Here is a 25,827-nt window from a genome sequence, read left to right as displayed (position 1 = left end):
TTTATGTAGTGAAGACACTTATGAAAGATAAAGTATTTTAAGTGATTAGTAGCCCTTAAATTGTTATATTAATTAATTATTATAAACCAATGATTAAACATGGTTTAAATTAACATTATCTTGTAATATTTAACTTATCATACATTTATTTTTTGGTTTATATATAACTGATGTTCTATCAAATCAATACTATGTTAAGTAAGGAGGAATTTGATTGAATATTTCAAGCCAACATACTGCACCTGGGCAAATGGCTGGGTATTTGTTTCAACCAGAGAGAGCCCTATTCTGGTTAATTAATAGTCAAAGAGGAGCAGTCGTTGGAATAGAGACTAACGATGATGTGGTTAAATTTGCAAAAAATAATAAAGAACATTCCATTTATGAACAAGATAAACACTCTATTTCTAGCAATATACCTTTTGGTGATCATAGTAAAGATTTATGGAATACATTACATATATGGTTGAAGGAAATAAAAAAACAAGAAGTTGATATTAACTATGCACAATTTCACCTAGTAACTAATAAGGTTTTATCAGATTGTTTAGCAAAAAGAATTGGGACATCAAATACGGAACATGAAGTTTTAGCCTGTATCAAAGAAATTCGGACAAAAAAAGACTCAGTACCTAAAGGGGTATTAAAAATAGTAACCTCTGTATTGGAATATGATGATGAAGAATTAGGTGCATTAATAAAAAGAGTGGTTTTGACAGATGGTTTAGCTACTAGTCATGGTGAAGAATTAAAAGAGAAAATGAGCGACATTCTCCATTTACCTACAGATATCCCTTTTAATGAAATTTACTATTCTCTATTAGGTTGGATTCATACTACTGTAATTACCTTATGGCGTGAAGGAAAGCCTGCCTGGATTTCACGTAGAGCTTTTGATAAACAGTATTGGAATGTAATATCACGGTTTCAGGATAAAACCTTTAAAGAAACTTCAAAAAGTCTATTGCCTATTAGTGATATAGAACGTAAAGCACAATTACATAAAATGTTTGTTAGACAACTATACCTATTATCATTAAACGAAGATAATGAACTGTTAATTAATTCAATTGATGATTTTTTAAGATGTAATACCGAAAGAACTAGGTTATCTATGGAAGGGGACATCACGAAAGAAGATTTTGAAATATTCGAGGAAAGTCTAGTTGAAAGATGGAAGCTTATATATGAGAGATACAATTTTAAGTATTCGAGATCACGCAATGAAGATGAAAAAAAATATCGAGGAGAAGAATATGGTGGGGATATATTAATTGACACATTAGATCATAGGGAAGCATTAGCCGGTCAACCAACTGAAAATTACTATCTTACACGGGGAAGTTACCACATGTTAGCAGATGAGTTGGAAGTTGGATGGCATCCAGATTATATTAAAAAACTAAAAAGGTCATAGGTGATATAGAGATGGAACGTTTAATGGAACATGATATTGTACAAAATTCTGCCTTAGGCAGTTTAGCATTGTGGAGTTTTGTTCTTCATTATTATAAAGCAACAGGAAACAAACAAGGGCCCTTATTGCCAATAACAATGATTGTACTACCTCTCGCTTTTAATAAACAAGTATCAACAATGATTTCAAGAAAGAATTTGGAGGGTGGGTTCTATAGTGCAATCTCTGAGGATAGAGCATTATACTTAGGGTTACAAAAACGGATGGAATCTATGTCTGAACAAACCTTTAATGCAATAAATATAGGTTTTTCAGTTGGTTTATTAAAATATGATGAAAATACCAGTCAATTGTTACCTAGTCGACGAACTCCTCCATATCAAATAATTGATGAAGAAATAAAAACCATTTTATCTACTTCAAAAAGATTGGGATATTGGTTTGCCACTATAAACATTTCTCAATTAGCAGCCATACTAAAAGTGAGGTTTTAAATATGAATATAAAGATCAGATATATTATTTTATGGCCCAAAGATAAGGAAAAGGAAATCAGAAAAATAAAATTTGAAGATAATAAAATAAACGTTATAACTGGTAATAGTCAAACTGGTAAATCAGCACTAATATCAATTATAGATTATTGTTTAGGTAGTGAGAAATGTGCAATACCCACAGGTGTAATAAGAGAAAAAACAAGTTGGTTTGGACTAATCGTAAAGATAGATAATCGGGAAATGCTTTTAGCTAGGAAAGAACCTGGCGAAAATTTGCAAAGTACAGAGATGTATATGCAAGAAGGAAACACTATTTCCATTATTGATAAACCATTTAAAAATTGTAATTTAAATGCTGTAAAAACTCGCTTAAATAATATTGTGGGTCTTCCTTCCTTAAATTTTAATGGAGAAGATGAAACCCAGTCTTTTGGAAACAAGCCTAGTGTAAGAGATATGGTAGCATTTAATTTTCAATCCCAACATATAATCGCAAATCCTTATACCTTATTTTTTAAAGCTGATACATATGAGCATCAAGAGAAACTTAAGTATATTTTCCCCTTAATTCTAGGAGCAATTGATAAAGAAACCTTGTTTTTGAGAAAAGAATTAAGAGAGTTAGAAAAAGAGTTGAAAATAAAGCAAAAAGAACTATTAAGTAGAAAAAAGGCTGCCAATACGTGGTTAGGAGAAATTAAATCATTTTATTCGAAGGCAATAGAATTTGGACTACTAAGCGACGCCCCAAACCCATCACAACATTGGGAAATAACGACTTATATAAATTATTTGAATTCTATTATAAAGAATATCAAATCTTATCAAACACTTACTATAAAAGTAGGGAATACCGAAAGAGCAGTAGAAGAGCTCAATGTGCTAATAAATGAAGAGTATGAGATCTCATATGAATTAAGAAATCAAAAATTAAAGCTGCTAAGACTAGAAAAATTAAAATCTTCTGAAGAAGAATTTGATAAAACCTTACAAGCAAAACAAAGAAGGTTAGATGGTATTGATTGGTTTATAGACAAGATAAATAAAAAGACAGATTGCCCTTTCTGCGGTAATCAAAGTGAAAAGGCATATAATCAAATAAATAAATTAAAGGAAGCCTCCAACGAACTACAGGAGTCTACTAATAACATAATTGATTCACATGAAGTTTTAGATAAAGAAATCATACAAATAAAAATACTTATTAATACTTTAGAGAAAAACTTAAACAATGTTCGTAGGCATAGAAGTATGCTTGAAGAAAAGTCGGATAAAGTACAGTCAATTGTACAAACGCAAAATGAAATATATAGGTTTATTGGTAAATTAGAACAATCATTAGAGAATATAAATCTAACCAGTACTGATAGTGAATTGGATATTAATGTAAAAAATTTAGAGGGACGCATAAAAGAAATACAATCAAAAATAGACCCTGAGTCAATAAAACAAAAAACGAATTACGCCTTATCAAAAATCACTAATATAATATCACATTATACAGGCATCTTAGGGGTAGAAAATCCAGAGAGTTTAGTAAGAGTCGATATTGCTAATCTTACTTTAAAAATATCGTCTGAGAGAAAACGCGAGGACTTTTTATGGGAAATTGGTAGTGGTGCCAATTGGATGGGCTATCATATATCATCCTTATTGTCGCTTCACGAATATTTTATTTCAATTAAAGATAATGCTGTACCAAGCTTCATTGTTTTCGATCAGCCAAGTCAAGTTTACTTTCCTGAGCAATGGCCTGGGGATAATGATGAGAATAAAGACGAGGATATTACCAAAAGATTTTCTGATGATATTAAAAGGGTTAATCAAATCTTCTCAGCACTCTCTCTAGGGATTAATAGAACAAACAACAACTTACAAATAATTGTAATTGAGCATGCAGATGAAATAACTTGGAAAAATATTAAAAACGTGCATTTGGTGGAACGGTGGCGTGGTGAAGAGGCATTAATACCAAAAGAATGGATATAAAATATACAAAAAGTAAATTCCCCTATTAAATTTAGCATCTGCAAAGAAATCAGATGCTTTTTTGGGTGTTTCCTATATTTAATACCATATGTTATAAATCATTTTCACCAATCGAAGGAATACGGCTGTACTGTTATTTGGTTTATCTTGATTAAATATTTAAGTGTTGTTGTAGCTTTACAATAAAGTTTGATCATTTATAACAAAGTTCGATCGTTTATTATAATTGTGTAGGCTTTTCTTATGTACGGTACTGAAATTAAGAGATTAGGTTAGATGAAAGATTTAAGGGGGATAAAATGAACGAACAACAATTTTTGAAAACAATGATAGAGACAGTAAAATATGATGAGTATAAAGATAAAGATGACTTACTTGGTATTTTAAGAAATTCCATAATTACATATGATGAAACACGTTCTTATGCACACAAACCAGGCTATTTTTGGGAGTATATAGATTTAAGAGTACCTATACCTATGTTAAAAACAGCAAGAAAATTAAAGGTTAAATTAGCAGATGTGGCATCTATGGTATACATGGAAACATCTAACTATGAGTTTGGAGGATTAAATATAAAGCCAAAACCTGTAGAACTTGATAATGAAGAAGGTATTGAGCATGATGTTGTTTTTGATGAAATAAAAAATACAATAATTCAAGGTATTCGAAATGCGAAATATACGATATGGGTTGCTGTAGCTTGGTTTACAGATAAAGAGATATTTGAAGAGTTACTATTAAGTAAAAGTGCTGGAGTAAATGTACGAATCATTACATCAGATGAAGATTCAAATAGATATTTGATGGAAAAATTAGAAAGTAATTTTGAAGTTGTGAAAGTCCAGCTAAAAGGAAATCGTTTATCAAATAGACTTCATGATAAATTTTGTATAATTGACTTTGAATTTGTAATGCATGGTTCTTATAATTGGAGTAAAAATGCTAGAGGCAATGATGAAACTTTGGCTACTGCACTTGACCGAGACTTTGTAAGAAAATTTGCAGATGAATTTATGAAGTTATATGTAAAAAACTAAAATTTATCATCAATTGCCGGCTCTTGAAGATTAGGCTTTCGAAATTATCAACCTTTTTTCTAAAAACAAAATGTGAGTATTTGTGAGTGTAGTAGTTTTAATCAATCTTTATTCAAAAGATTAGTATGCGATAAGCTATTAAATCAATGCTTATCGCATATTTTTAATCAAACTTTATTTCAAAGCTATTAAATCATTTATTGGTTACAGGGAGCTCAACAAGCTTTTTCTTTTGTATAAATTCTATAAAATCAGATGGGGACGCCTGATGCTCCTTGAGAATTTTTTCAGCCTCAAGACGCCAAATTATATCTCCTTCTTGTCTAAAACTTCTTCGCATTTTTCTGAGTGCTTCTATAGCCTTAATCGCCCATCCCACAAATTCATCCCTATTAACATGATAAATCTTATTTGCAAAAGGGATGGCTGAACTCTCAATACGATTCGAGTTTGTAAGTATAATGGTTTGAATTAATGCATCTTTTCTTAAAATATCAACCTTTGCACGTATCCAGTCTTCATGTCCTTGAGCTTGTTTAATATGTTTGGTAGGTATACCTTTTTCTTCTTTTTTATAAATTTTGTCCTCAGAAACTATGCAAAACTTATCATTGATAATCCACCATGGATCGGGGTCGGAATCTCCTTTACCATTATCGGAGATATATCCTATAAGATTACCTAATTCCATATGTCCAGATTCAAATTCATTACCATCATTACTCCTAAGTTTTTGCAGAATGCCTTCAACCCGTGTCTCAAATTTGTGAGGATTTTTAACACCATCTTTTAATATTTGGAGTTCAATTCGCTCTAATACGTCAATCGCTCCTTCTTCTACACTATTCGCACCAATAATCTCTTTTTGGTCAACAAGCTTGTTGAACCAGTTTATAGTGCTAGTGCATTGTGAAGCAGCTTTATAAAAATCTTTTGAAACTTGATAATAACCATTCGTTCCAGATTTATACATATGAAATGCAACATAGCCAGCAATATAATACCAAAAACCTCGATATCCCGTTAATTCCTGTCCATTCAGATATCTTAAGAGTTGATCAATACTATTCATCGCATCTTCGTAGTCTTCTTTCCACAATGCATACTGAAAATCCACTTCATGCATTGCAGCTGCCTTTAAATTTTGGAAGTTATTAGTATCTGCTTCGTGTTTTCCATCACTCTCTATTATATCGTCTCTTAAATTAATAATTGCTTCTTCTGCTGATTCCCACTTTTCTCCACGCTCAAAAAACAATTTCAAATTATCTAATAAGTCGTCAATATTATCGTGATTCTCTGACTGATCATAACCAAATTCTAATTCAGCTCTCATTTCAGGTTGAAACTGTGTTATTTTCTTTGGAGATATTAAAGCATTTTCTAAATCTGTTCCAAATATTATTACAGCAGCATAATCTACATCTGAACGCGTACATCGTCCAATGGCTTGTACTATTCTTGTTTTTATTCTTTCATTAAATAAAACAGAGGCAGCCATACGATTAGTTATAAATTTTTCTTGAAGATGGGTAGCATTAGGTAAGCTTAGCAACATAAGAAGGTTACATTTTTCACCATCTAAATCAATACCATCGTACCTGTTTGCTAAGATAGCAATACCATCTTCGGAATTTGTAAAATCCTCCTTAGTTTTTTCGATGTCCTTACTCAAATAGATCTCTGATTTTGAGTTTTCTTTTATAACTTTCTCTACTGCCTGAACTCTTCTCTCATCTTGGACTAATATTAAGGCTCTTTTTTGTAACTTTTTTATACTGAGTAAAATTTCCACAGATTGGTTAACCTTGAAGGAAGCATTAGGAAAAACAAAAAACCTTCTTCCAATACTTTTTACTCCCCACTCATCTGCTATAGGAAGTCTATGGATGTTTCTTACTCCAGTAATACGTTCTAATTCACCACTTTCGCCTAAAGTGGCCGACATATAAATTCTTTGCTTAGCATTCGCAAAAGGCTCATGAGTCATTGTTGGTGGTATGTAAGGTCTTATTAATATTTCAGTGTTACTAAAAAACATATTACATGCATGTAAGTGATTTTTAATATTATTCCAAGGGTGCTTCAATTTTGTGCCCTTAACATGAGATTCAATCAGGGGCATCAACTCTTCTATTTTTTCCGCCATTTTAAGATTTGGAAGTTTATCATACCAATTAGCTTCTGAAGAATTTTCATTTACTAACCGATTATACTGAGTAGTTTCCAAAGTATCTTTTAAGACTTCCGCTAAAGATAAAAACAATTCACGAGACTCAAAGAATGAAATTTTCAAACTCCAGTTACTGGCGATATAATTTTCAGAACTATGTGCATCGTCAAAAATAATAACATCAGCATCATTAAAAAAAGAATTTGTGTTGAATAAGCTACTATAGTTTGTAATAGCGATTCCTTCTGCTCTCGTATAACTAGAAACAGCTTTCTGATCATATTCTGCTCTACTTCCTGTAAAGCCATGAACTTTAAAACCATACACGGAATTTGCTTTTTCAACCACCTGATTTACCAATTGATTAGTGGGACAAATATAAACTACTTTCTCTTTATTTTTTCTCCTTCTATATTCCCCAATGAGTAAGCCGATTAAGGTTTTTCCACTACCAGTTGGTAACTCAAACGCTATATCCTTTTTCTCATAAGCCGTATTCATGTATAAATCAATCATTTTTGATTGATAATCTAGAGGTCCCTTAATAGTTCTTCTTTTATAATCTCGATACATCTCTTGAGGAGATTCAAATATAAGAGTGTCCTTTTTTTTAATTTTAAAAACCATAACTGCCTCCATTCTGTCTTCTTTTTACTATTCGACAATATATCCTAATATTACTATGATTTGTAGGGTTTTGAATTGTTTAATAAAAAAATAAAATAAAATATTTAGAAAATGACATAGTAGATATAAATAAAGAGAGAATAGAAAAGGATAGTCAAAATAGATGCATATTAAAATCTAACTAAGATTACAATTATTGGGACTAAAACAATGAAAAAATTCCTGTTTCTTCTACTTACTTTTAGATTATTACAAGGATTTTTCATACTCTCTGACTAGTTTATAAAAAGTCGTTTTTTTAAGGTTAATTTCCTGCATAGCCTTCACAGCTGTTATTTCCGTCGATTTCCATCGATGGTAAGCTTGTACAAACTCCTTGGTAATATGAGCCTTTGGCCGACCAAATTTTATTCCTGTTTGCAAAGCCACATCAATTCCTTCACGCTGCCTTTTTCGAATACGGTCCCGTTCCTCTTCTGCCATCCAAGAAAGGATTTGTAAAACTAGATTGCAATGAAAGTCCCTAAACTATCCTTAAATTGAGTTGTATCCAACAATGGCATATCCATCACAACGATATCTGCTTGGATATTTTTCGTGATGTCATTCCATTCTTTTAGAATCTCTTCCTTGTTTCGTCCAAAACGATCAAGTGAATGAATATATAGGACATCCCCTTTTCGGATCATCCGTTTTAATAGTTGATATTGTTCTCGGTCAAAATTTTTCCCACTCTGTTTATCCATAAAGATATCTCGTTCATCAAGCCCCGTTTTTTCATTGCCTGAAGTTGTCGCTCTTCATTTTAATCTTTGCTGCTGACTCGTATGTATCCAAAATTACGAATATTCATTTTTTACTCCTTCTTCTACTTTTCTCTTATTCCATCAAAACCGTTCGTAAAAGTGTGTGTAATATCACGAACGTTCATAAAGTGTTTTTTATCTTTAACGAACGTTAAAATAAGATGATTTTGCATAAAAAAAAACCGTTCGTAAAAGTCTACTTTTACGAACGATATCAACAATGATATACCGCCCATTTCGGAAATTTTATACGCTAAATAAGAGGTACCTCCAAATTTTATCCTATGAACAGAGATGGAGACTATTGTGTCATTTTCCTAAGTAGAGCATAAAGTGAGATAACCCATTTAATTGTATTTCCTCCTTAAGAACAAATAAGGAGATGTTTCAGTATGTCAGGTCGTGAATGTAGAGACGAATGTAGAGACGAATGTAGAGACGAAGGTTTTGGATTTGGTGGAGGTTTCGCATTTATAGTCGTTTTGTTTATACTCTTAATCATTGTTGGAGCTAGCTTTGTTGGTGGCGGCGGTGGTTACGGTGGCGGTGGATACGGCGGCGGTGGTTACGGTGGCGGTGGTTACGGCGGCGGTGGATACGGCGGCGGTGGTTACGGCGGCGGTGGTTACGGCGGCGGTGGATACGGCGGCGGCTGCTAAAAATAGTATGAAAAAAGCCGACCTTTATTGGTCGGCTTCTTCAAATTTGATTCCTATTTCTGGGGAATTATAGCTATTTTGAACACTCTAATTTTGGTCCAGACGACAAAATGTGAAAAAAATATAAAAAAACAGAAACACATAAAAGGCGTGAAGCCATATTCTAATTAAACAACTCACCAGTTAAAATTCATTCCCAGCTTAATTGTTGGGTTTTTTGCTGTTTTTTTGATTTCGAGTAAATTAAAAGCATTGTTTAACAGAGGCTATTTTAAAGAAGTAACAATCAAAAAAAGTTCGTAAAAGTGTATTTTTACGAACGGTAGCAACAATGCTATACCGCCCATTTCTGAAATTTTATACGCTAAGAGAGTTCCAACCTGAAAATGTCGATCTCCTCTACGTTAAGGAATCGACTTTTTTTACTTCTTCTTATAGAACTAACCCACCCGACTATTGTGTCATTTTCCTAATTAGAGCATAACGTAATATAACCCATTTAATTAAGTTCCTCCTTAAAAACAAATAAGGAGAGGTTTCAGTATGGACGGTATTGGATTTGGTGGAGGTTTCGCATTTATAGTCGTTTTGTTTATACTCTTAATCATTGTTGGAGCTAGCTTTGTTGGTGGAGGCTGCTGCTAAAAATAGTATGAAAAAAGCCGACCTTTATTGGTCGGCTTCTTCAAATTTGATTCCTATTTCTGGGGAATGATAGCTATTTTGAACACTCTAATTATGGTCCAGACCGCAAAACGCGAAAAACTATGATAATACATTTTATGAAAAAATAAAGCCCCGAATTTCCTTCGCTTAGGATCTTCAAGGATCTCATATCTTATTGAACTAACGCACCCGTTAGTTTAAGTACATTTCTTCACAAACTTATATTAGTTCACAACTAAGATTTAAGAACATAATTAATAAATTCTGTTTTTGCTTTAGTGTACGCTTCACGATCATTGCTATATTTTTTTGCTAAATTTCTTTTAAGAATAGCGTATTCATCAATAAACTGCTGATTAGTCCGTAATAAATCACGAAAAAGTAGCTGATTATCCCACCGTTCTTCTCCCTCAAGTAAAATATGTAAATGTACTACTCGTTTGTCGTTAATTACTTTCACAAAAAACCTTTGCCAAGGTCGATTGTCTAAGTTAGGTGGTACATAATTCCAGTCGTGATTAGCTAACAATGAAGATATTTCTTTTATTTTTTGAAATGAATCAATTTTAGCCATTAAATCAATGATTGGTTTAGCTGGTAAATTTGGAATAGATGTACTTCCATAATGTTGAATTTCCGTTATGCCGAAAGTTGAAAGAAGATTAAGAAGAAGTGCTTTTTCCTGATTACCTTTTTCTACCCACTTGGGATTTGGTTCGACAATGTCTATTGTCTCATTAGCCCAAACGGGCCATGTGCTTTCATCATGAATATCTTTCATTTTACTCTCCCTCAAGATTTTAATTTTTTCAGATTCAGAAAAATCTTTGTACCTGCATTCTTTTACAAACCTGCGCTGCCTTAAAGACAGCTCCGATCTTCAGCTAACGCACCCGTTAGCGAAATAAGAACTTTTTACCTTCTAACGAATAATGAGTATTCTATTGGATTTTCGAATCCTAATCTTTCAGCCAGCTTTATCGACGCAAAATTGTTAACATCACAATCCCAGTTGGGTTTCAAATTTCTTTCAATACAATGTTCAATGAATATTTCTGCAACATTTTGAGCTAAGCCCATTCCTCTATACTTATTTTGAGTTGCAATATCAATTTCAGCAAATTGTGATGAACTAAATATAGATGTACACTCACTTACAACGGTATCATTATGTACCAAACAATACCCAAAACCATTCTCAAGAAAATTTGATACTGAACCCCAATATTCATTATAATAAGATTCATTAAATTCTAGACTATCAGTAATTATTTTTTCATCTATTCTCTTTACTTTAAAATCTTTAGGGAGTTTTTCTTTTTTTATTGTTGAGTATGTATCCTTATTAAAATGAAAAGAATATCTATGCATTTGTCTTAACTCTTTTTCAAACAACTTATTTATAACTTGATCCCATTCTTTTGATGGAGAAAACAAAGTGAATCGCTTTTTATCATTTTTTCTGCTTCTATAAATTTCTAAAAATATGCTGTCAAAACCATTGTTCATTTCGTCTCCACCAATAACAAAAATACCTGAATCAGTTCCAATTAAAACTGTTTTCTTCAATTCATCCATATAGACCTGTCCAGGAATATAATTATTTAATACAGAGTAAGCAAATGTAGGATAAGTTTCTTTATCCTTATTTTCCAGTAAATTCATGGCCTTTTTAAATTCATTATTCATACACTGATTCCCCCTTTGTTTTTTGATTATTCATCATACATGTCGTACTTTCCTTCTTCCACTAACCTGCCCCTTTAGTTCATTAAGAAAAAAGACGATTAGCTATTTGCTAGTCATCTCTTTCACTTTAGCGTAAATAGTGGAACGTGGAACGCCAGTCATTTTAGCTATATCATTAACGCTTAAACCATTAGATTCTCTTTCATCATACAGCTTTAACGCCTTCTTAACGTCCTTCTCGTCCTTCCCTTTACGTCCCATATGTTTCCCCTGTGCCTTAGCCCTTTTACGTCCCTCAGTGGTTCTATCTTTAATTAGATCACGTTCAAACTCAGCAATAGCCCCCAGCATAGTAAACATTAGCTTTCCTGATGGTGTACTAAAATCAATCTGTTCTTTGATGAATACTAAAGCTATTCCACGTTCTTCTAAATCCTTAGCAATCTTTTGTAAATCAAATGTACTCCTAGCTAGTCTGTCTATTTTGTAAACAACCAGCTTGTCACCTTCCCTTAAATAGTCCAACGCCTTAATCAGTTCCTCACGATTACTTTTAGCACCACTTTGTTTCTCCATGAATATCTTCTCACAGCCATATTCCTTTAACTTCTCTTCCTGTAAATCTAATGATTGATCAATGGTGCTTACACGTCCGTATCCTATAATAGCCATTATGTATAACCTCTTTTCATTTGTCTAAAAGTTTATTAACTTCTGTAATTTTATTTTAGACTAACTTCTGGACATTTTGAAGGGTTATTTTGAGGGCGAATTGAAGTGTTTTTTCTAGTCTCTAGAACTTATAAGTTTTAGACTGTTATACCACTTCCCTTGGCCGAGTTATGGCCACCCCCCGTCAAAATTTTTATACTGGAAATGGGGTAAGGGAAATCCCTGACTACCTTTCGTGGAATTAATATGCCTACAGCAACTGCAGATGGTTGTCTAGTTCAATTTGGGGAATACTGAATTATTATAACTTTTATGATGTTCACTCCTTGTGAACTTTTGAATTTTAAGCTACACTTGGATTAAGATAAACATTAACATTAACATTAACGTTACTTCTAAGTGGATGGACTATAAAGCAAAAAAAAGAATCAGGTGTTGGCGCACCCGATTCAAAATTTTCATGATGTAGTTTTTGATGTCTGTTTCCTTGATTAAAATGTTCTCGGTAGAACAAATGTATTGACAGTTATCTAATGTGACGATTAGATAGCTGTTTTTTTTTGGCTTTTCGAAGGATTTGAATATCCGAAAATGATAATCAATGGTAGCTTAAAATCCGAATCTAATGGTATGAAGCTTAATAACTCTTTAAACTCTTTAAAAGCAATTATTAAATCGGAAGCTAACACTAATAATTCCAATATTTTCATTCGATTAGTCCCTCCCTTCTAGCAAGGGACAATCACCAAAAACGTATTCTAGGTTGCTACTTCTCTATTATATCTTTAAATCCAGTTTCTGGAACAGAAGTAAAACTAACCACCAGATCTATTTAAGTGTACACAGGAAAGCTCAATAAATCAACGTATAGTGTCATATTAAATATTTTAACTACTATATATTGTGTTTGTTTTGATTGGCTTTTAATTTTGTCAAACTATAAATCGATTAATATATTTAGCAATAGGGAGGAAACTGCCGATTTATATTAATCTCTCATTAAATTTCAATTAATTTGAACCTTGATTTTTGACCACTTCGACCAAACCTAGCTGTATAGGCCCTAAACCAATTTAGTATGGTAGTTCATTAAATAAAAATTTAACCCTGCTTATTTTTTTGCCCTTCTTCAGGCGAGTTATGGCCAGCCCACCACAAAATTTTTAGAGGGAAACGGAATAAATACTGGTTCACCTACGGTGAACTGTGATGAACATATACTTCTAATACCGTAGATAGGGCATTCTCAACTAAGCCCCCTACACCATCCAATGTCCATCAACTCCAATTAGTAGCATTTTTTGTTTATCACATCCTTTCAAATCCTTTTCCTCTCCCTTCTAATTGTAGCGGGATTTTTTCTTTCGGCAAATACGAATTAAAGTATTTTCCATTTACGAACCCTTATATTTGTAAAGATAATCCATCATTTGAAAACCTTCAATCAACTTGTTCACTATTAGAGGGCTGAATATCGGCACCTCCTCCCAAATTTTCAGTCATTTTCAGCCCTTAAACATCTTATTAGTAGGTTTCAGACACTTTCTTAGCGAGATAAATCATAAGCTCATTTTTTGAAGGGATCAAGAACTTGACAAGGAAAACCACCAATAATTAGCGTGTCCTACTCTGTATGCCGCACGACTTCTGTTTTCGGACACTTTCTGCATGGTTCTTTTCCTATGTAGTATTTGTCATCAAACTCTTTATCTATTTATCACATTGATGTAGAAAGAATAAGAAACCTATAGGTAGGTTAAAGTCTCATAACTTAAAGGTATTGGTAGGAAGAGCATAAGGAAAAACTGATATCACCAAGGGTGATATCCTAGGCAAATCCTAGTGTTTTTTGTGATATCGTTAATTTCTTTCAGGTGGGCTGACGCGGGGATCCTGATTGATATAGGTGGGCTGATGTGGGTCTTACATTTTTATTAAAAAAGCAGGTGTTTAGTGATATCACTAAATGTTAATCAATGTCCCCTTTACGTCCCCCTATTTTATTGAATATTATAAAAAAAGAGAAGGAAACCCTCTCTTTCATTTCACTTTTTTTTATTGTTTTTTTCGACGAAACTTAGCGATGTTGTTTCTTACACTTTCGCCTGTATGTTTCTTCGCCACTCCTTACAAAAGGTGCATTTTGTAAATTAATTCTTCGTCAAGCTTATACAAACGCATGATTCTTCTACATTAAAACATACCCTCAGTTTCGTCTAATTGCTGCCTTTCAAGATCAGTAACTTCAAGAATATGTTCGTCTTCATGTAGATAAAAACGCGGAGTTTTTTCCTGGGCTATAAGTAATTTATAAAATTCCAGCCTAATCATTTCTCTAAGTTCCCGCGAACGCTTACCAACATAAAAAAGATTAGGATTTATCATGAAGCCATTCGGCTTTTTAACAATAAATTGTTTTTCAGATAGCATTTTAATACATTTTGAGACATTTCCTTTGTCCATGCTTAACTCTTGAGCAATCTGCTTCTGCCGTAAATATATTGAGTTATCGCTGGCCTGCATTTTTTCACAGAGGAAAAACAGAACCTTATAGTCTGAACCACTTAGTTCATTATCTTGTAAATGAGTAAACCAATCCAAAACTAACGCTCCCCAATAATTTTGCGTATCTTTCAATCTTTTTACCATATCGGCCTCCATTTGTTGTGTATATCACAACTTTTTACTATTTTATTGCAAAATATACAACTACAGGGTGGTTAAAATACAACTTTTTTCAATGCTTAATTTGAACACAATTCAACAATATCAATGGTTTAAAGTTTTTTTTTGTTATTTTATCCGTTGCTGTATATATATAAGGGTAATACAATTGATGTAGTAAAACAAGAAGTGCCCCCCCCCCCCTCATAATCAATCAAATAAATACGCTAATTAGAAAGGAGAAAAGTATGGCTTTTTTACAACAAAATATTTGGTGGATTGGTTTTGCCTTAACTTTTGTAATTGCTTTATTCCCAACAATATTTTCATCAATAGGGACAGCCCTCCAATATTTCTGTAATAAATATTGGTTACAAATCAGCATTGTAATCATAATCTCCCTGCTATTATTTATCTCGGTAATACAATTTAAAAAATAAAAAAGTATCCTTGATCCAGGATACTTTTTTTTCTGGAGTGTATGTACACCCTCTATCAGTCCACTATTATGACTACGTTCCTCTGTAAACCAACCTTGAACAGAGAAATCCCCAGTCCGTCGGAAAAGACGTTGGATTATGGAACAAAACTACCAACAGTTTTAACACAGTATCTCATGGATTCCATGTAAACTGATCAATACACCAATGTATTCTTAGTGAAAAACGCTAAAATGTTTCAATACGTTATTCGTTTCTTCTTGCGATATAACGCAGGGTAACGGATGGATGAGAATGATGTAGGATCCGTTGCAACATGGCAATATCTTTGGTCGACTTGTAAAACCAATAGCCAAACGTTTTTCGCAAGGTATGGTTGCCAACATGTTCCACGCCAGCGAACTCTGCAGCCTTATTTAATTGCCGGTAGGCTTGAGTAGGGGTTATGTGGGGCGTTCTCCCTTCCTAGAGGGGAATAAACAGGGACTCTGGACGTTTTTGGCGTACTCATAGACCTCCTGGAAGCAATTCGCGATATAGATATCGCGGATTTTTTGCGTTTTACCTTCCTTGACCCGGAGAATCTTGTTTTGTTTGCCTTTAAGGTCTAGGATCTGCTTCGTGGTCAGCTTGAGTAGGTCCCCGACACGCAGGCCGGTCTCGCACCCTACGACAAACAGGATGTAATCACGCTCCGAACAATGACGCTTCAGCGCCCATTTCATATCTTCTAACTGCTCCTGATTACGAATCGGCTGCACATCTTTTGGTTGCGTCATCTTCATCACCCTTTCTTCTTCATTCAAAAACCCGGCTTCAAAACCCTTATGTACCAATGATTTGAATGTACGATTTTTTCTCTTTCTTCAGTATAAAGAGAAAAAAAGAAAAAAGTAAATGAAATCAAGGATTTGAATGTACGATAATTTACATAATCGTACATTAAAAAGATCACTATTCTCCCATTCTTTCTAAATCGATGAGAGAATAGTGATTTTGAAACCCCTTCACCTGGTCATTGGCAATCTCCCGTTATTTGATTTCGATCGCCGAAGCCTTGTTGTCCCAATCCGAAGCCATATTAGCAGTTTTACCATACCAATCAGAGTGTCTAAAGGAGACTCCTCTGCCATACCCTTGAGATGAAGTATGCTCCCACAGCGTCGTCGAATAGCTTGAAGAAGGTGACGCCGTACTTAAGGAGGAAATTCTGTCATTCCAGCTGGAAGACAAGTTTTTAAACCCGTCTCTCCAATAAATATACTGTCCACCTTTATTTTTAGACTCATAGAAATCGGTACAACAAGAACCGCTGCCCATGATATTGACTTTGTTTTGAAGTCTCTGTTTATCTTTTTCAATAAATGCCTGCAAAGTTTCCCTGCTCGTAAATCCATACGCCAACCAATCGCCCTCTTTATTCTGTTTAGGCAGAACCATGGTTACTTTTATGTCTTTGTTGGAATTGATATTCACTTTGGCCTGGGAATCCACATCTTTTCCATCCACAGTTAAATAGTCGAACGACTTAATCGTATACTCATTCGCCTGTTTCCCATCAATTAAATCATACTGACTTATCTTTTTTTCGGCCGCAAAAGATACATTAGAAAAGGAGAAAATCGCTAAGAAGGTAACAGCAACAGTAAACATGAGACTGTAAATCGTTTTCACTTCAACCACTCCCTATTCAAAAATTGCATACCATTTAAATATAGTCGAACTCATTTTTTTCTTTAAGGTTCGAAATACACATATTTAACCCAGACTATATTACCAATTATTCCCACAAACCCTTCAACAATATATCACTTTAATAAACAAGTTTTACTTATGAAAAACCTTGATTTTTCATTTATACTTAGATTCATAGCAGGATTTAACCAAGCTCATAATTAATTAATATATACTTAGCTGTTAATGATAGGTAAAATCCTTTATAAATTTGCTTATCCATCCCATTAATCCAACTTACCCATGTTTAGATCCAGATTAGAAAGGTGGTAGAAAACTTGAATATAAGTGAAAACCAAGGTGAGGAAAAGTGTGATATTAACTTGGATAAAGGCTTTACCGTTAAAGAAGTCGCAAGCTTTATAGATGAAACCCCAAACGTCATTAGGAACTGGTTTAAGGAGCTGCGTCAATATATCCCTCACGTAAAGAACGGCAATGGCTATAACGTCTATAAGCGTGAAGGAATAGAACGCTTCAAAGAGATACAAGCTCTTCACCGCGAACAAAATTGGTCCATGAAGCAAATTGAACATTATTTTGCTACTGGTGGAGAATCATTCAAGCCGGAACCTGAAAAGAAAGCAGGCGAAATGATTGCGGAAGAATTGAAGGCCATGCGTGAAGAATTAGCCGTACTTAGGGAAGAAAATCAAGAAATAAAGACTCACTTGGAGAATCAAGAAAACTTTAATAAAGCCTTAGTAGAACAACTTCAAAAGTTTGAAAGGGGAAGTGTCGAGCGTGATGATCAATTAACAAAAGCAATTAAAGAAGCCAAGGAACAGAAAAAGTTAATAGCAGCTGCTAACGAAAACCCTGATACTAACCCAGATAAACCAAAAAAGGGTTTCTTTGCTCGACTTATCGGAAAGTGAATAATCAAATTTTTTCAAGAAAAACTATACACCCATTTTGTGGTTATTTATCAAACATAGCAAAACCCTGAATTTGACCAAAATTGGCCGAAATCAGGGTTTTGCTATGTTTAGTAGCTTCCGGTAAGGTGCTTTATGTAAACTACTGTAAAATGGAAAAAGGGTTCTTATCTAAAATTAGATAAGAACCCTTTTCTATTTGGCGTCTGTCAACGGTACCGGACCGAAGGGAGGATAAGGAGTTGATAGACTCACTTCACCAAGAGGTATTTATATACAAATGGAGATAGATTAGATCGAGTAGCGATAACAAAAAAACACCTTCTTTCTAAAATTAACTTTATACCAATATAATAGGAAAAGGTCCTTTATCTTAACAAAAAAAAGCACTCTCCTATGTTAGAAAAGTGCCTTTTAAATGAAATAATCTTTGTTACCAAGTATTATCTATAAACGAAAAATTATTATAATCAACATTAGCTGAATCAATAAAGTTGTACGGTGTAACTAAGTCTGTTGGTTGATAAAAGTTGCCAGAACTATTACGAGTTTTAAATGTTTTACCTGCCTTATAGTAAGAATACCAAACTAATTCACTACAATATATATTTGTAATATTTGTTGGATTCGAAGTAATTTTATAAGGTATTGTTTTACCTTTAAAATAGTATTTAGCTTTCTCTGCAGCCTTAGATCCTATTGTACTTGAGTCCGGTCTAACAACTTTAGATTGAGCATATCTAGCATGCCATTCACTTTCTGTATCGATTCTAGGATATGGTTCATTTTTCCGACCTGAAGTATGAAGAATATGTGTAGTATCAATATATATACCACTATGTCCTACAATTCCACTACCGGCAGTACTTTTGGTTACAATAATATCTCCAGGTTTATTGTTAATTGCGGCTTCTGCTTTATTTCCAGAAAAGATACTCAAAGATAAAACTGCTATAAGTGGTAATATTGCTAATTTTTTCATTTTTTTCAACTTCCTTCCCGGAACTATTCTACCATTTTATGAAAAAAATACAATATTAATATAAATATATCCAAGAATACTACTTTTTTAATTGCGTTCACGTAACTATACCGATTCAAACATTATGATGTTCAAAGAACTTATAAAGCAACGAAACCGCCCTGGCATAACTCTCGAAGCGGCTGCAAAGTCGATTGTAGCAATATATAAAAGTAAAGGTATAATCCCTTCCGATACAATCCTACCCTTTGATATAACGCGTTTTGAACAAGATATAATGGATAGAATGGACCAGCAAGACAAAACCATAGAAAAACAATCCGAACTGATCCGCGTTTTAGTGGAACGTCTAAACGAAAAATCTAAATATGAAGAAGAACGAGATAAAAGGTTTAATGAACGGTTAGATAAAATAGTCGCTGAAGTATCCGCTGCTGTGGTAAAAAAGCTGAACATATAGAAGAACAGCTTTTATTAATGGCAAATGAAGAAGTGGAATCCACTAAAAAAGAATTGGCTGCTGCTAAAGAGGAAATAGAAACTATTAAAGCAGAAAGAGAAGCGGAAAAAACAGAAAAAAAAGGCTTCATTGCTCGACTTTTCGGAAAGTGAACAATGAAGTTTATAAGCTCTTTTTCTATGCCCAAATAAAAAAAGAGTATGACCAACAATGTCTAGTAAGTCATACCCTAATTATAAAACATTCACCAGGTAAAACCCATTCCCGGCCTAGTCACCGGGGTTTTTCTAATCTATATTCTAACGAGGTTAATTTCCGATATTAGGTAAATTTATTACCGAAAATATTCAGGCATTAAAAATCCAAATTCATCGCTAATTTCACGATGTTTCTCTAGATAAACTGGTTCATTTTTATAAAAAAGCTTTAGTTCATCTCTTAGTTTGAAAGGAGGATTCGCCCTATATAAAGCGTCATTAATTGATTCTACAAATCTTTTATTTAATCCAAAATGTCTTATGTAGTAAACAAATAATTCTTTATTCAGATTTCCCCAATTAAAATCATAAACAACTTTTTTCTGTTCGAATGCAATTTTTTCAAACTCGCCGAAGAACCCTCTATCTAATAAAACCATCTTTTCATTTTCATTAATAATACCGTCTTCACCATACAACCATGAAGAATCCTCGTCAAAATACTGTGTACTAATATTTTCTAACACATGTTTATACGCTTCGCTTATCTGATCTTTTGGAATAAGGTTATACCTAAGTAATCCAATAAATACTTTGTAATCTGAATCACGATTAAAGTCCTTTTTCCATAACATTCTTATAAAAGTGGATTTCCTATGGAAATATTGAACCATTTGTTGTTTAACTCTTAATATATCTAAACAAAACGGAGGATCACTTACCAGAAAGTCGACTAATACATCACAATACACTTCAGGAAGTTGAAATAAGCTATGCCACATATTTGCAAGATTATCATTCATATTAATAATGCTATTTATTAAATCATAATCTATAGTGAAATCCTTTAACTTTTGAAGGAATTCTTTATAATCAACAATATCTATAGAAGTTTTTATCTTTAAAATAATTGGGTCTATAGTTATTCCGACAGGAGTGCGAGTAGGATCAAAATGATTTTTAATGCTTTGTAAAATAAATTCTCTTCCGCCATTTACAACAAATTTAGGTAAATTTGATTGAAGAAATAACCAAAAACTCTCTACATGAGGATAACTTATTGTATTTCCTTTAGCATGTGCGCAGTCGTTTCTTCGATTTTTCCAGAATACATATTGCTCTCTTAGGTCTTCACTAACCTTAAAAATTGGTTTTTGCTTATTTTGTATTGATTCAATTATTTTCTTGTCCCAAACATCATCATTTTGAAGATTAATTTTTAACTGATCCCACTCTCCAATTGCGTAATTCTCTGCTGGTTTGGAGTTAAGAATTCTATGTTTAATCATTGTCTGAAAACCTAGAAATGAAAATAATAGTGCTGCTCTATATGCAGAAGCTTTATAACAAGTAATACCTTCTATAAATAATTCATTTACTTCAGAGTCTTTATCTATTCCTTGTTCAACTAACCATTCCTCAAATTTTAATTTCATCCTTTTTCCCCCTTTGTTTTATTGTATTTTTCATATGCTTCTTTCTGATTCATATTAAAAGCCTTAACTTGATCAAAATGACGTTCACAAAAATAGCCTTCCAGCTCCCCATTGGTCCAACTATAAATCGGCTTTAAATATTCAACCTGGGGGAATCTTCTTTGACAATACAAGCAATATTTTTCTAGACTCATATAAACCCCCTTAATGGCTTGAAAGCTTCACTTTTTTCAAGACAGGCCATAAAACCCCGGTTTTCATTACAAAACAAAATGGCTATTCTTCAGGAAAGGGCCGGGTAGTATTTTTTAGAGAAAACCACTCCAAAAAATCTCCACCCTTTACCCTTGCCTTACGAATTTTGTCGGGTTTGTGTCCATCGCCAAGCCGAACATACCCAAAACGAGGAATCAGATATCCGGCTTACTCTGCCTATCGTACCCGACAAACCGCCTGTGCTTCCGCTCCTGACGTTTCTTTTTAATCTTTATACAGATACACCAATAAGACCGCCTCCGCCTTCACACCCCAAAACAAGGGGGTAAACAATAGGAATAAACCAGTAGGCCTCTTTCCTTGGTATATTGGCTACACATGGCCTTGTCAACGGTAAATGTCTGACTGACCGTAGGGAAGGAATTTAAGGAGTTGATAAGCTATCTATCCCAAAGAAGCTTTCATGCCCTTCAAAACCCCGTTTTGAAGCTGCCTAGTGGCGAGCGGTAAAGGGGCGTGGGGAACCTCCCCACATATTAAAAGTTTTGGCTAGGCTTTTTCAAAAGCCGGAAAGGTTTAATTTTTATACTTTTTTAGTATCTTTTCTGTCCTTTTTTTATAGCTTTTGTTCCCCTGAACATAAAGTAAATATAAAATTACCCCTAACGGCATGAAAACTAGAAAGATAGCTACCTTATGAAGTATGAAAAAAAATAAACATAAAGCAAGGTATCCATATAATACATAAAGCCATACTTTCTGGTATTTCCCAGCGTTTTGAGACCTTTTTTCCATGCGTTCTAAAACCCTATTAAACAATTTTTCTTTCATTCTTGTACCCCTCCAATCATTTCTACATGATCCACCTTCCAGCCTTCACCCTCAACGAAAATCCATTCTGTTTTTATCATTGTTTGTTCCTTGCTACTTACACCGTCATAGCTGACTTTCATATCCAGTTCTGTGATATATTCAGCTGTTGTTTTGTCTTCCCTGTACTCATAGCTTTTAATGTTTGAAGTGGAAACATGTACTTCCGCTTCTGAATCTCCTTCATAATTGACCTTTTGGAAAGCCTGGTCCGTCATTAGCGGCTTTATTTCCTTGTTTCGTTCCTTTACGTTCTCATAGTTGAAAAAATACTTCAGGAAGGCTTTATTTGCTTTTTTGGCTTCATCCTCTTTGTATGTAGAAAGCTTTTTGATTTCATCCTGGTAATTTTGTTTTAAAGAAGTAGCTTCGGCTAGCTGCGTTTGTAAGCTAGATACATAGAAAGTAATTAAGCCAAACAATACAAGACCAATCAATATTAGATTTTTTTTCATGATTGACACCGCCCCCCCTTTTTTATTTACCGCTGCTGACATATGGCAATGGGTCAACCTTTTTACCACTCATAGCAATTTCAAAATGTAAATGGTTTCCCGTGCTGCTACCTGTCGTTCCGCAAGCTCCTATCTGTTGGCCCGCTTTAACCTGTTGCCCTGGCTTTACATGAATAGCGGATAAATGAGCGTAAAGGGTTTCTAAATTGCTTCCGTGCTGAATATTAACCCTTTGACCATAACCAGCGTTATGATTTCCTGGGTTTTGCCAACCCGCACTAGTGACTTTCCCTTCTTTTGTTGCATAAATCGCGTCCCCACGATTACAAGCAAAGTCAGTACCCGCATGTAATTTATAAACCCCTGTAACCGGATTAACCCTCATTCCGAACTGTGAAGTAATAGAGACTTGATTCATAGGAAGTAGAAAACCTTTGGCATTTACAGGTATAGAGTTTGTATTGGGCATATAACGTAAGACGTTTTCAACATAATTAACATCACCGTAACTATCCCAGCCTTGCTTTGCAGCCATCATATTTGAAAATTCTATGGCAACCGCTTTTGAATAACCACCACGCTTTAAGGCGTAATCTATAAAGCCTGTTCCGAAGTTATAACTCTGTAAAGCTAGTTTTATATCGCCTTTAGTTTGTTTTATAATCCCTGCAAAATAGGCCACACCAACCTTTATGCTGTATTCCGGGTCCATGATTGTATTCCTTGGTAATCCCAGGCTTTCGCTTGATTGCATAACGTCCGGCAACCTTCCCCCGGATTCCTGCTGGATCTTCGCTAATAGCAAAGGAACATGTTCTTCTACTCCATTTTGTAACGCGTATTTCCTGACAAGCGGCTCATATCTTAAAACCTCCGGGGAAATTTGAGCTGTTCCCCCTGGTATAAATTCCTCGCTCATGTTACTTTCTGCGCCATCCTCGTTACTGTAAGCCATTAAATACAAGGCAACTATAGCAACCAACCCGGCCAAGAAAAGGCCGATTGCTATAACCAGCCAAGTATAAGGATTTTTCAGCAAAGCCCCTTTAATTGCGGTCTTTGCTGTATTTTTCGCTACATTTGCAAGCTGACTCATTCTGATTTAATCCTTTTCGCTTCATTCCTGAAATTTGGCCTTCTAGCTTCGCTTGTAACGGCTGTTTCTTTTTGACTTAACCCTTTAGCTTCTGGATAGGCTTCTTTGCTTCTACGCCCCATTTCTGGCCATTTTTGTTGTTCTTGTTCTCTTTTTCGTTCTGGCTGTCTAAAACTTGATACATTTTCATAATTTGGCGTGCTGCTGTTCATATAAAACCCGGAAGCTTCGCTTTCAGGCGGTATTGAATTGGCTAGGCTTGAAAAATAATCATTTTGCATACTTTCAACTTGTCTATGAGCTGAAACATTATCTTTTTCTGCTTGCTGTACCCCGGCTGACTGATTGTCTTGTCTGGAAATAGAATCATTTTGTTGATTTTCAACTTGTCTATAAGCGGAGACACTTTCTTTTTCCGCTTGCTGTTCCCTGGCTGCTTGATTCTCTTGTCTTTGTGGCTCCTGTCCGCTTCCTGTGCTTTGTTCTCTATATTTTGATAGTGATACTACTCCGGCCCTTTCTTTGCTCTCGTTTGGACCGTCTGGGCCTTTTTCGCCTTGATCCAAATAATATCCATTACTATTTAATTTTTTGCGCTGGCTGCCTTCACTCCTGTATACACTTTGCATATCAAATACTCCTGCAGCTCTTTTTGAAGAAGGTTTTGATCCCTGGCCGCCTTGACCGTCAATAATGGTAACTGCTGGCACTTTCTCACGTTTTTCACTTTCTTTAACTCCTGCGCTTTCCATGCTCCCCATTCTATTCCTGGCCTTCTCACCCATTTGGAAACTTTCAGCTGTTACCCTTTTCGCTAATCCCAAACCTTTTGAAGCGGTATCTGTAGCCGCGTACATGGCTGATTGCTGAATCCTTCCAGCTGCGGTATTGCCTTGAATCATACCAACTGAAGCAACTTCCAAAATTTCATTTCTGTATTTGAAAATGGCCCACATAGTCAAGACTTGAATAAAAACTATCAGCATAAACCCTTCTATACCGTCCGTAACTTTGACTGATTCATAAATTAATGTAGCAATCCCTGTTGCAACGGCAATAAATAGAACTAAAGCTGCTTTATGAATGATTAAAGATACAATCAATTTAAAATGTGAAGCTGCTTTCCCTGCATAAGAAGGAATTAAGGAGATAATGAGCGGTATTCCCGTAAATATCACGGCTGTTAGGAAAAAAAGCTGAAGTATGAATTTACACCCTGCCATTATAAGTACTGGAATAGATACGGCTATAGTAGAAACAATAGTTAAAAGCACCTGGCCGAACCTTTCCGCGCTATAATCAGCGGACATATGAATATTTCCAATGGTTTCAACTTCTTCTTTAACGATTTTTTCCCTTTTTTCCTTTGCTTCCTCTGCATATGGCTTAACGGCTAACAATTCATTGATTCTTTCGGGCTCTTCTTTTACAACCTTATTTTCGTTTGTAGTTCCGTAATTAAGCAGCAAGTAAGGTTTCTTTACCATTAAATCGAAAAGCTGATTTCTTAAAACGGCTGTTCCTTCCTGTTTGTCTGCCGGTTCATTGCTGTTAAATTCATCTGATGTTAAAAAAACATTTGTAGAACTTGCGGCCCCTTCAATATCTGCGCTTACCTCATTGATCCAAGTAACATTTTTCTCAACATCACTGAAAAACCATAAATTCGCTGTAAGGACCAAAAGAACCCCTATAAACGCTTTAACCGCTCCTGCGACTTGCTGATTAACAAAATATCTATAAGCAGCTACACCGCCCGCTATGGTTACAAATAGAGTGAGGAATATCCCTGAAACAGTTTCAAATATCCGCTCACTCATAATGGCTACATGCTCCGATACTTTAGAAAATAAATCAAATGTCATGAGCTGCTCTACTGCAAAAATAGTAAATTTAGCAATTTGTTTGTTAATGCTCCATAACCCATTATTTAAACCAGCTAAAGCCTTATCACCTGATGAAAGGAAGCTGTCACCTGTCTGTGTTTCCACTTTGTAATGACTTAGCGGATATTTCTTATCATCTAGTAAAACCCGTCCTATATATTCCTCGTTCTCTTTTACTTTTACTGCTGGATCATCCGCTGAAACTGAAGCGGGAAGCAAAATACATAAGATTGAAAAGCAAAGTAATAATACTCTTTTAAATTTCATGATTTCCTCCCT

General features: G+C 34.4%; 22 protein-coding genes and 4 pseudogenes. 10 read left to right on the top strand and 16 right to left on the bottom strand.

Annotated features, from left to right (window positions below; translation table 11 throughout):
* The first annotated feature begins 214 nt into the window (after positions 1-214).
* From RE409_RS30430 to RE409_RS30415, 4 genes are all read left to right on the top strand, one after another.
* On the top strand, positions 215-1,417 hold the full coding sequence (locus RE409_RS30430; RefSeq protein WP_309559672.1) for an ABC-three component system protein: 1,203 nt from the start codon (positions 215-217) through the stop codon (positions 1,415-1,417).
* An 11-nt stretch (positions 1,418-1,428) separates the two neighbouring features.
* Positions 1,429-1,911, top strand: coding sequence for a three component ABC system middle component (locus RE409_RS30425; RefSeq protein ID WP_309559671.1), 483 nt, complete (start codon positions 1,429-1,431; stop codon positions 1,909-1,911).
* 2 nt (positions 1,912-1,913) lie between these two features.
* On the top strand, positions 1,914-3,902 hold the full coding sequence (locus tag RE409_RS30420; protein ID WP_309559670.1) for a DUF3732 domain-containing protein: 1,989 nt from the start codon (positions 1,914-1,916) through the stop codon (positions 3,900-3,902).
* A gap of 299 nt (positions 3,903-4,201) precedes the next feature.
* Positions 4,202-4,942 (top strand): phospholipase D-like domain-containing protein, encoded by a 741-nt coding sequence (locus RE409_RS30415; RefSeq protein WP_309559669.1) that lies wholly within the window; start codon positions 4,202-4,204, stop codon positions 4,940-4,942.
* Positions 4,943-5,135: 193 nt separating this feature from the next.
* Here the strand turns inward: RE409_RS30415 and RE409_RS30410 are convergent, their stop codons facing one another.
* The gene (locus RE409_RS30410) at positions 5,136-7,742 is read right to left on the bottom strand and encodes a DEAD/DEAH box helicase family protein (RefSeq protein WP_309559668.1); all 2,607 of its coding nucleotides are present in this window, start codon (positions 7,740-7,742) and stop codon (positions 5,136-5,138) included.
* 249 nt (positions 7,743-7,991) lie between these two features.
* Positions 7,992-8,595 (bottom strand): annotated as a pseudogene (locus RE409_RS30405) (recombinase family protein).
* 402 nt (positions 8,596-8,997) lie between these two features.
* On the opposite strand from RE409_RS30405, the pseudogene RE409_RS30870 reads away from it, so the two are divergent.
* Positions 8,998-9,075 (top strand): annotated as a pseudogene (locus RE409_RS30870) (YjcZ family sporulation protein); the annotation flags it as partial.
* Between the two features lie 675 nt (positions 9,076-9,750).
* Complete coding sequence (locus RE409_RS30395; protein ID WP_309559666.1) at positions 9,751-9,852, top strand: YjcZ family sporulation protein; 102 nt, start codon at positions 9,751-9,753, stop codon at positions 9,850-9,852.
* A gap of 256 nt (positions 9,853-10,108) precedes the next feature.
* Here RE409_RS30395 and RE409_RS30390 read toward each other — a convergent pair whose 3' ends face one another.
* From RE409_RS30390 to RE409_RS30370, 5 genes are all read right to left on the bottom strand, one after another.
* Positions 10,109-10,654: a GrpB family protein gene (locus tag RE409_RS30390; protein WP_201182651.1), complete on the bottom strand. Its 546-nt coding sequence runs from the start codon at positions 10,652-10,654 to the stop codon at positions 10,109-10,111.
* Positions 10,655-10,788: 134 nt separating this feature from the next.
* Positions 10,789-11,562 (bottom strand): GNAT family N-acetyltransferase, encoded by a 774-nt coding sequence (locus tag RE409_RS30385; protein WP_309559665.1) that lies wholly within the window; start codon positions 11,560-11,562, stop codon positions 10,789-10,791.
* A 102-nt stretch (positions 11,563-11,664) separates the two neighbouring features.
* Positions 11,665-12,234 carry a recombinase family protein gene (locus RE409_RS30380; protein WP_054400695.1) on the bottom strand — a complete coding sequence of 190 codons (570 nt, stop codon included), beginning with the start codon at positions 12,232-12,234 and terminating at the stop codon, positions 11,665-11,667.
* 542 nt (positions 12,235-12,776) lie between these two features.
* A complete protein-coding gene (locus RE409_RS30375) occupies positions 12,777-12,944 on the bottom strand; it encodes a hypothetical protein (protein WP_309559664.1) in 168 nt (55 codons plus the stop codon).
* Between the two features lie 1,483 nt (positions 12,945-14,427).
* Positions 14,428-14,883, bottom strand: coding sequence for a MarR family transcriptional regulator (locus RE409_RS30370; RefSeq protein ID WP_309559663.1), 456 nt, complete (start codon positions 14,881-14,883; stop codon positions 14,428-14,430).
* Between the two features lie 263 nt (positions 14,884-15,146).
* Here RE409_RS30370 and RE409_RS30365 point away from each other — a divergent pair, with 263 nt between their 5' ends.
* Positions 15,147-15,338 carry a hypothetical protein gene (locus tag RE409_RS30365; RefSeq protein WP_309559662.1) on the top strand — a complete coding sequence of 64 codons (192 nt, stop codon included), beginning with the start codon at positions 15,147-15,149 and terminating at the stop codon, positions 15,336-15,338.
* 246 nt (positions 15,339-15,584) lie between these two features.
* Here the strand turns inward: RE409_RS30365 and RE409_RS30360 are convergent.
* Positions 15,585-16,117, bottom strand: a pseudogene (locus RE409_RS30360) (tyrosine-type recombinase/integrase).
* A 253-nt stretch (positions 16,118-16,370) separates the two neighbouring features.
* A pseudogene (locus RE409_RS30355) lies at positions 16,371-16,874 on the bottom strand (hypothetical protein); the annotation flags it as partial.
* A 476-nt stretch (positions 16,875-17,350) separates the two neighbouring features.
* On the opposite strand from RE409_RS30355, the gene RE409_RS30350 reads away from it, so the two are divergent.
* A complete protein-coding gene (locus RE409_RS30350; RefSeq protein WP_309559661.1) occupies positions 17,351-17,950 on the top strand; it encodes a DUF3967 domain-containing protein in 600 nt (199 codons plus the stop codon).
* Positions 17,951-18,383: 433 nt separating this feature from the next.
* On the opposite strand, the gene RE409_RS30345 is transcribed toward RE409_RS30350, so the two are convergent.
* Complete coding sequence (locus RE409_RS30345) at positions 18,384-18,932, bottom strand: hypothetical protein (protein ID WP_309559660.1); 549 nt, start codon at positions 18,930-18,932, stop codon at positions 18,384-18,386.
* Positions 18,933-19,023: 91 nt separating this feature from the next.
* On the opposite strand from RE409_RS30345, the gene RE409_RS30340 reads away from it, so the two are divergent.
* Together RE409_RS30340 and RE409_RS30335 are read left to right on the top strand one after the other, a co-directional pair.
* Positions 19,024-19,392 (top strand): hypothetical protein, encoded by a 369-nt coding sequence (locus tag RE409_RS30340; RefSeq protein ID WP_309559659.1) that lies wholly within the window; start codon positions 19,024-19,026, stop codon positions 19,390-19,392.
* A gap of 17 nt (positions 19,393-19,409) precedes the next feature.
* Positions 19,410-19,544, top strand: coding sequence for a hypothetical protein (locus tag RE409_RS30335; RefSeq protein ID WP_309559658.1), 135 nt, complete (start codon positions 19,410-19,412; stop codon positions 19,542-19,544).
* A gap of 182 nt (positions 19,545-19,726) precedes the next feature.
* Here the strand turns inward: RE409_RS30335 and RE409_RS30330 are convergent, their stop codons facing one another.
* From RE409_RS30330 to RE409_RS30305, 6 genes are all read right to left on the bottom strand, one after another.
* Positions 19,727-21,025 carry a hypothetical protein gene (locus RE409_RS30330; protein WP_309559691.1) on the bottom strand — a complete coding sequence of 433 codons (1,299 nt, stop codon included), beginning with the start codon at positions 21,023-21,025 and terminating at the stop codon, positions 19,727-19,729.
* Positions 21,022-21,219 carry a hypothetical protein gene (locus RE409_RS30325; protein ID WP_309559690.1) on the bottom strand — a complete coding sequence of 66 codons (198 nt, stop codon included), beginning with the start codon at positions 21,217-21,219 and terminating at the stop codon, positions 21,022-21,024. Before RE409_RS30325 ends, RE409_RS30330 begins: the two co-directional genes overlap by 4 nt.
* 598 nt (positions 21,220-21,817) lie before the next feature.
* Positions 21,818-22,072 carry a hypothetical protein gene (locus RE409_RS30320; protein ID WP_309559689.1) on the bottom strand — a complete coding sequence of 85 codons (255 nt, stop codon included), beginning with the start codon at positions 22,070-22,072 and terminating at the stop codon, positions 21,818-21,820.
* Complete coding sequence (locus RE409_RS30315; protein WP_309559688.1) at positions 22,069-22,566, bottom strand: hypothetical protein; 498 nt, start codon at positions 22,564-22,566, stop codon at positions 22,069-22,071. Before RE409_RS30315 ends, RE409_RS30320 begins: the two co-directional genes overlap by 4 nt.
* Positions 22,567-22,588: 22 nt before the next feature.
* Positions 22,589-23,662: a lysozyme family protein gene (locus RE409_RS30310; protein ID WP_309559687.1), complete on the bottom strand. Its 1,074-nt coding sequence runs from the start codon at positions 23,660-23,662 to the stop codon at positions 22,589-22,591.
* Positions 23,659-25,815, bottom strand: a complete 2,157-nt coding sequence (locus tag RE409_RS30305; RefSeq protein ID WP_309559686.1) for a CD3337/EF1877 family mobilome membrane protein — start codon at positions 25,813-25,815, stop codon at positions 23,659-23,661. Before RE409_RS30305 ends, RE409_RS30310 begins: the two co-directional genes overlap by 4 nt.
* Positions 25,816-25,827: the final 12 nt, after the last annotated feature.

Source organism: Peribacillus sp. R9-11 (assembly GCF_031345095.1).
Taxonomy (GTDB): Bacteria; Bacillota; Bacilli; order Bacillales; family DSM-1321; genus Peribacillus; species Peribacillus butanolivorans.
The sequence above is the reverse complement of the archived record's forward strand: the minus strand, read 5'-3'. Positions and strand labels throughout refer to the sequence as shown.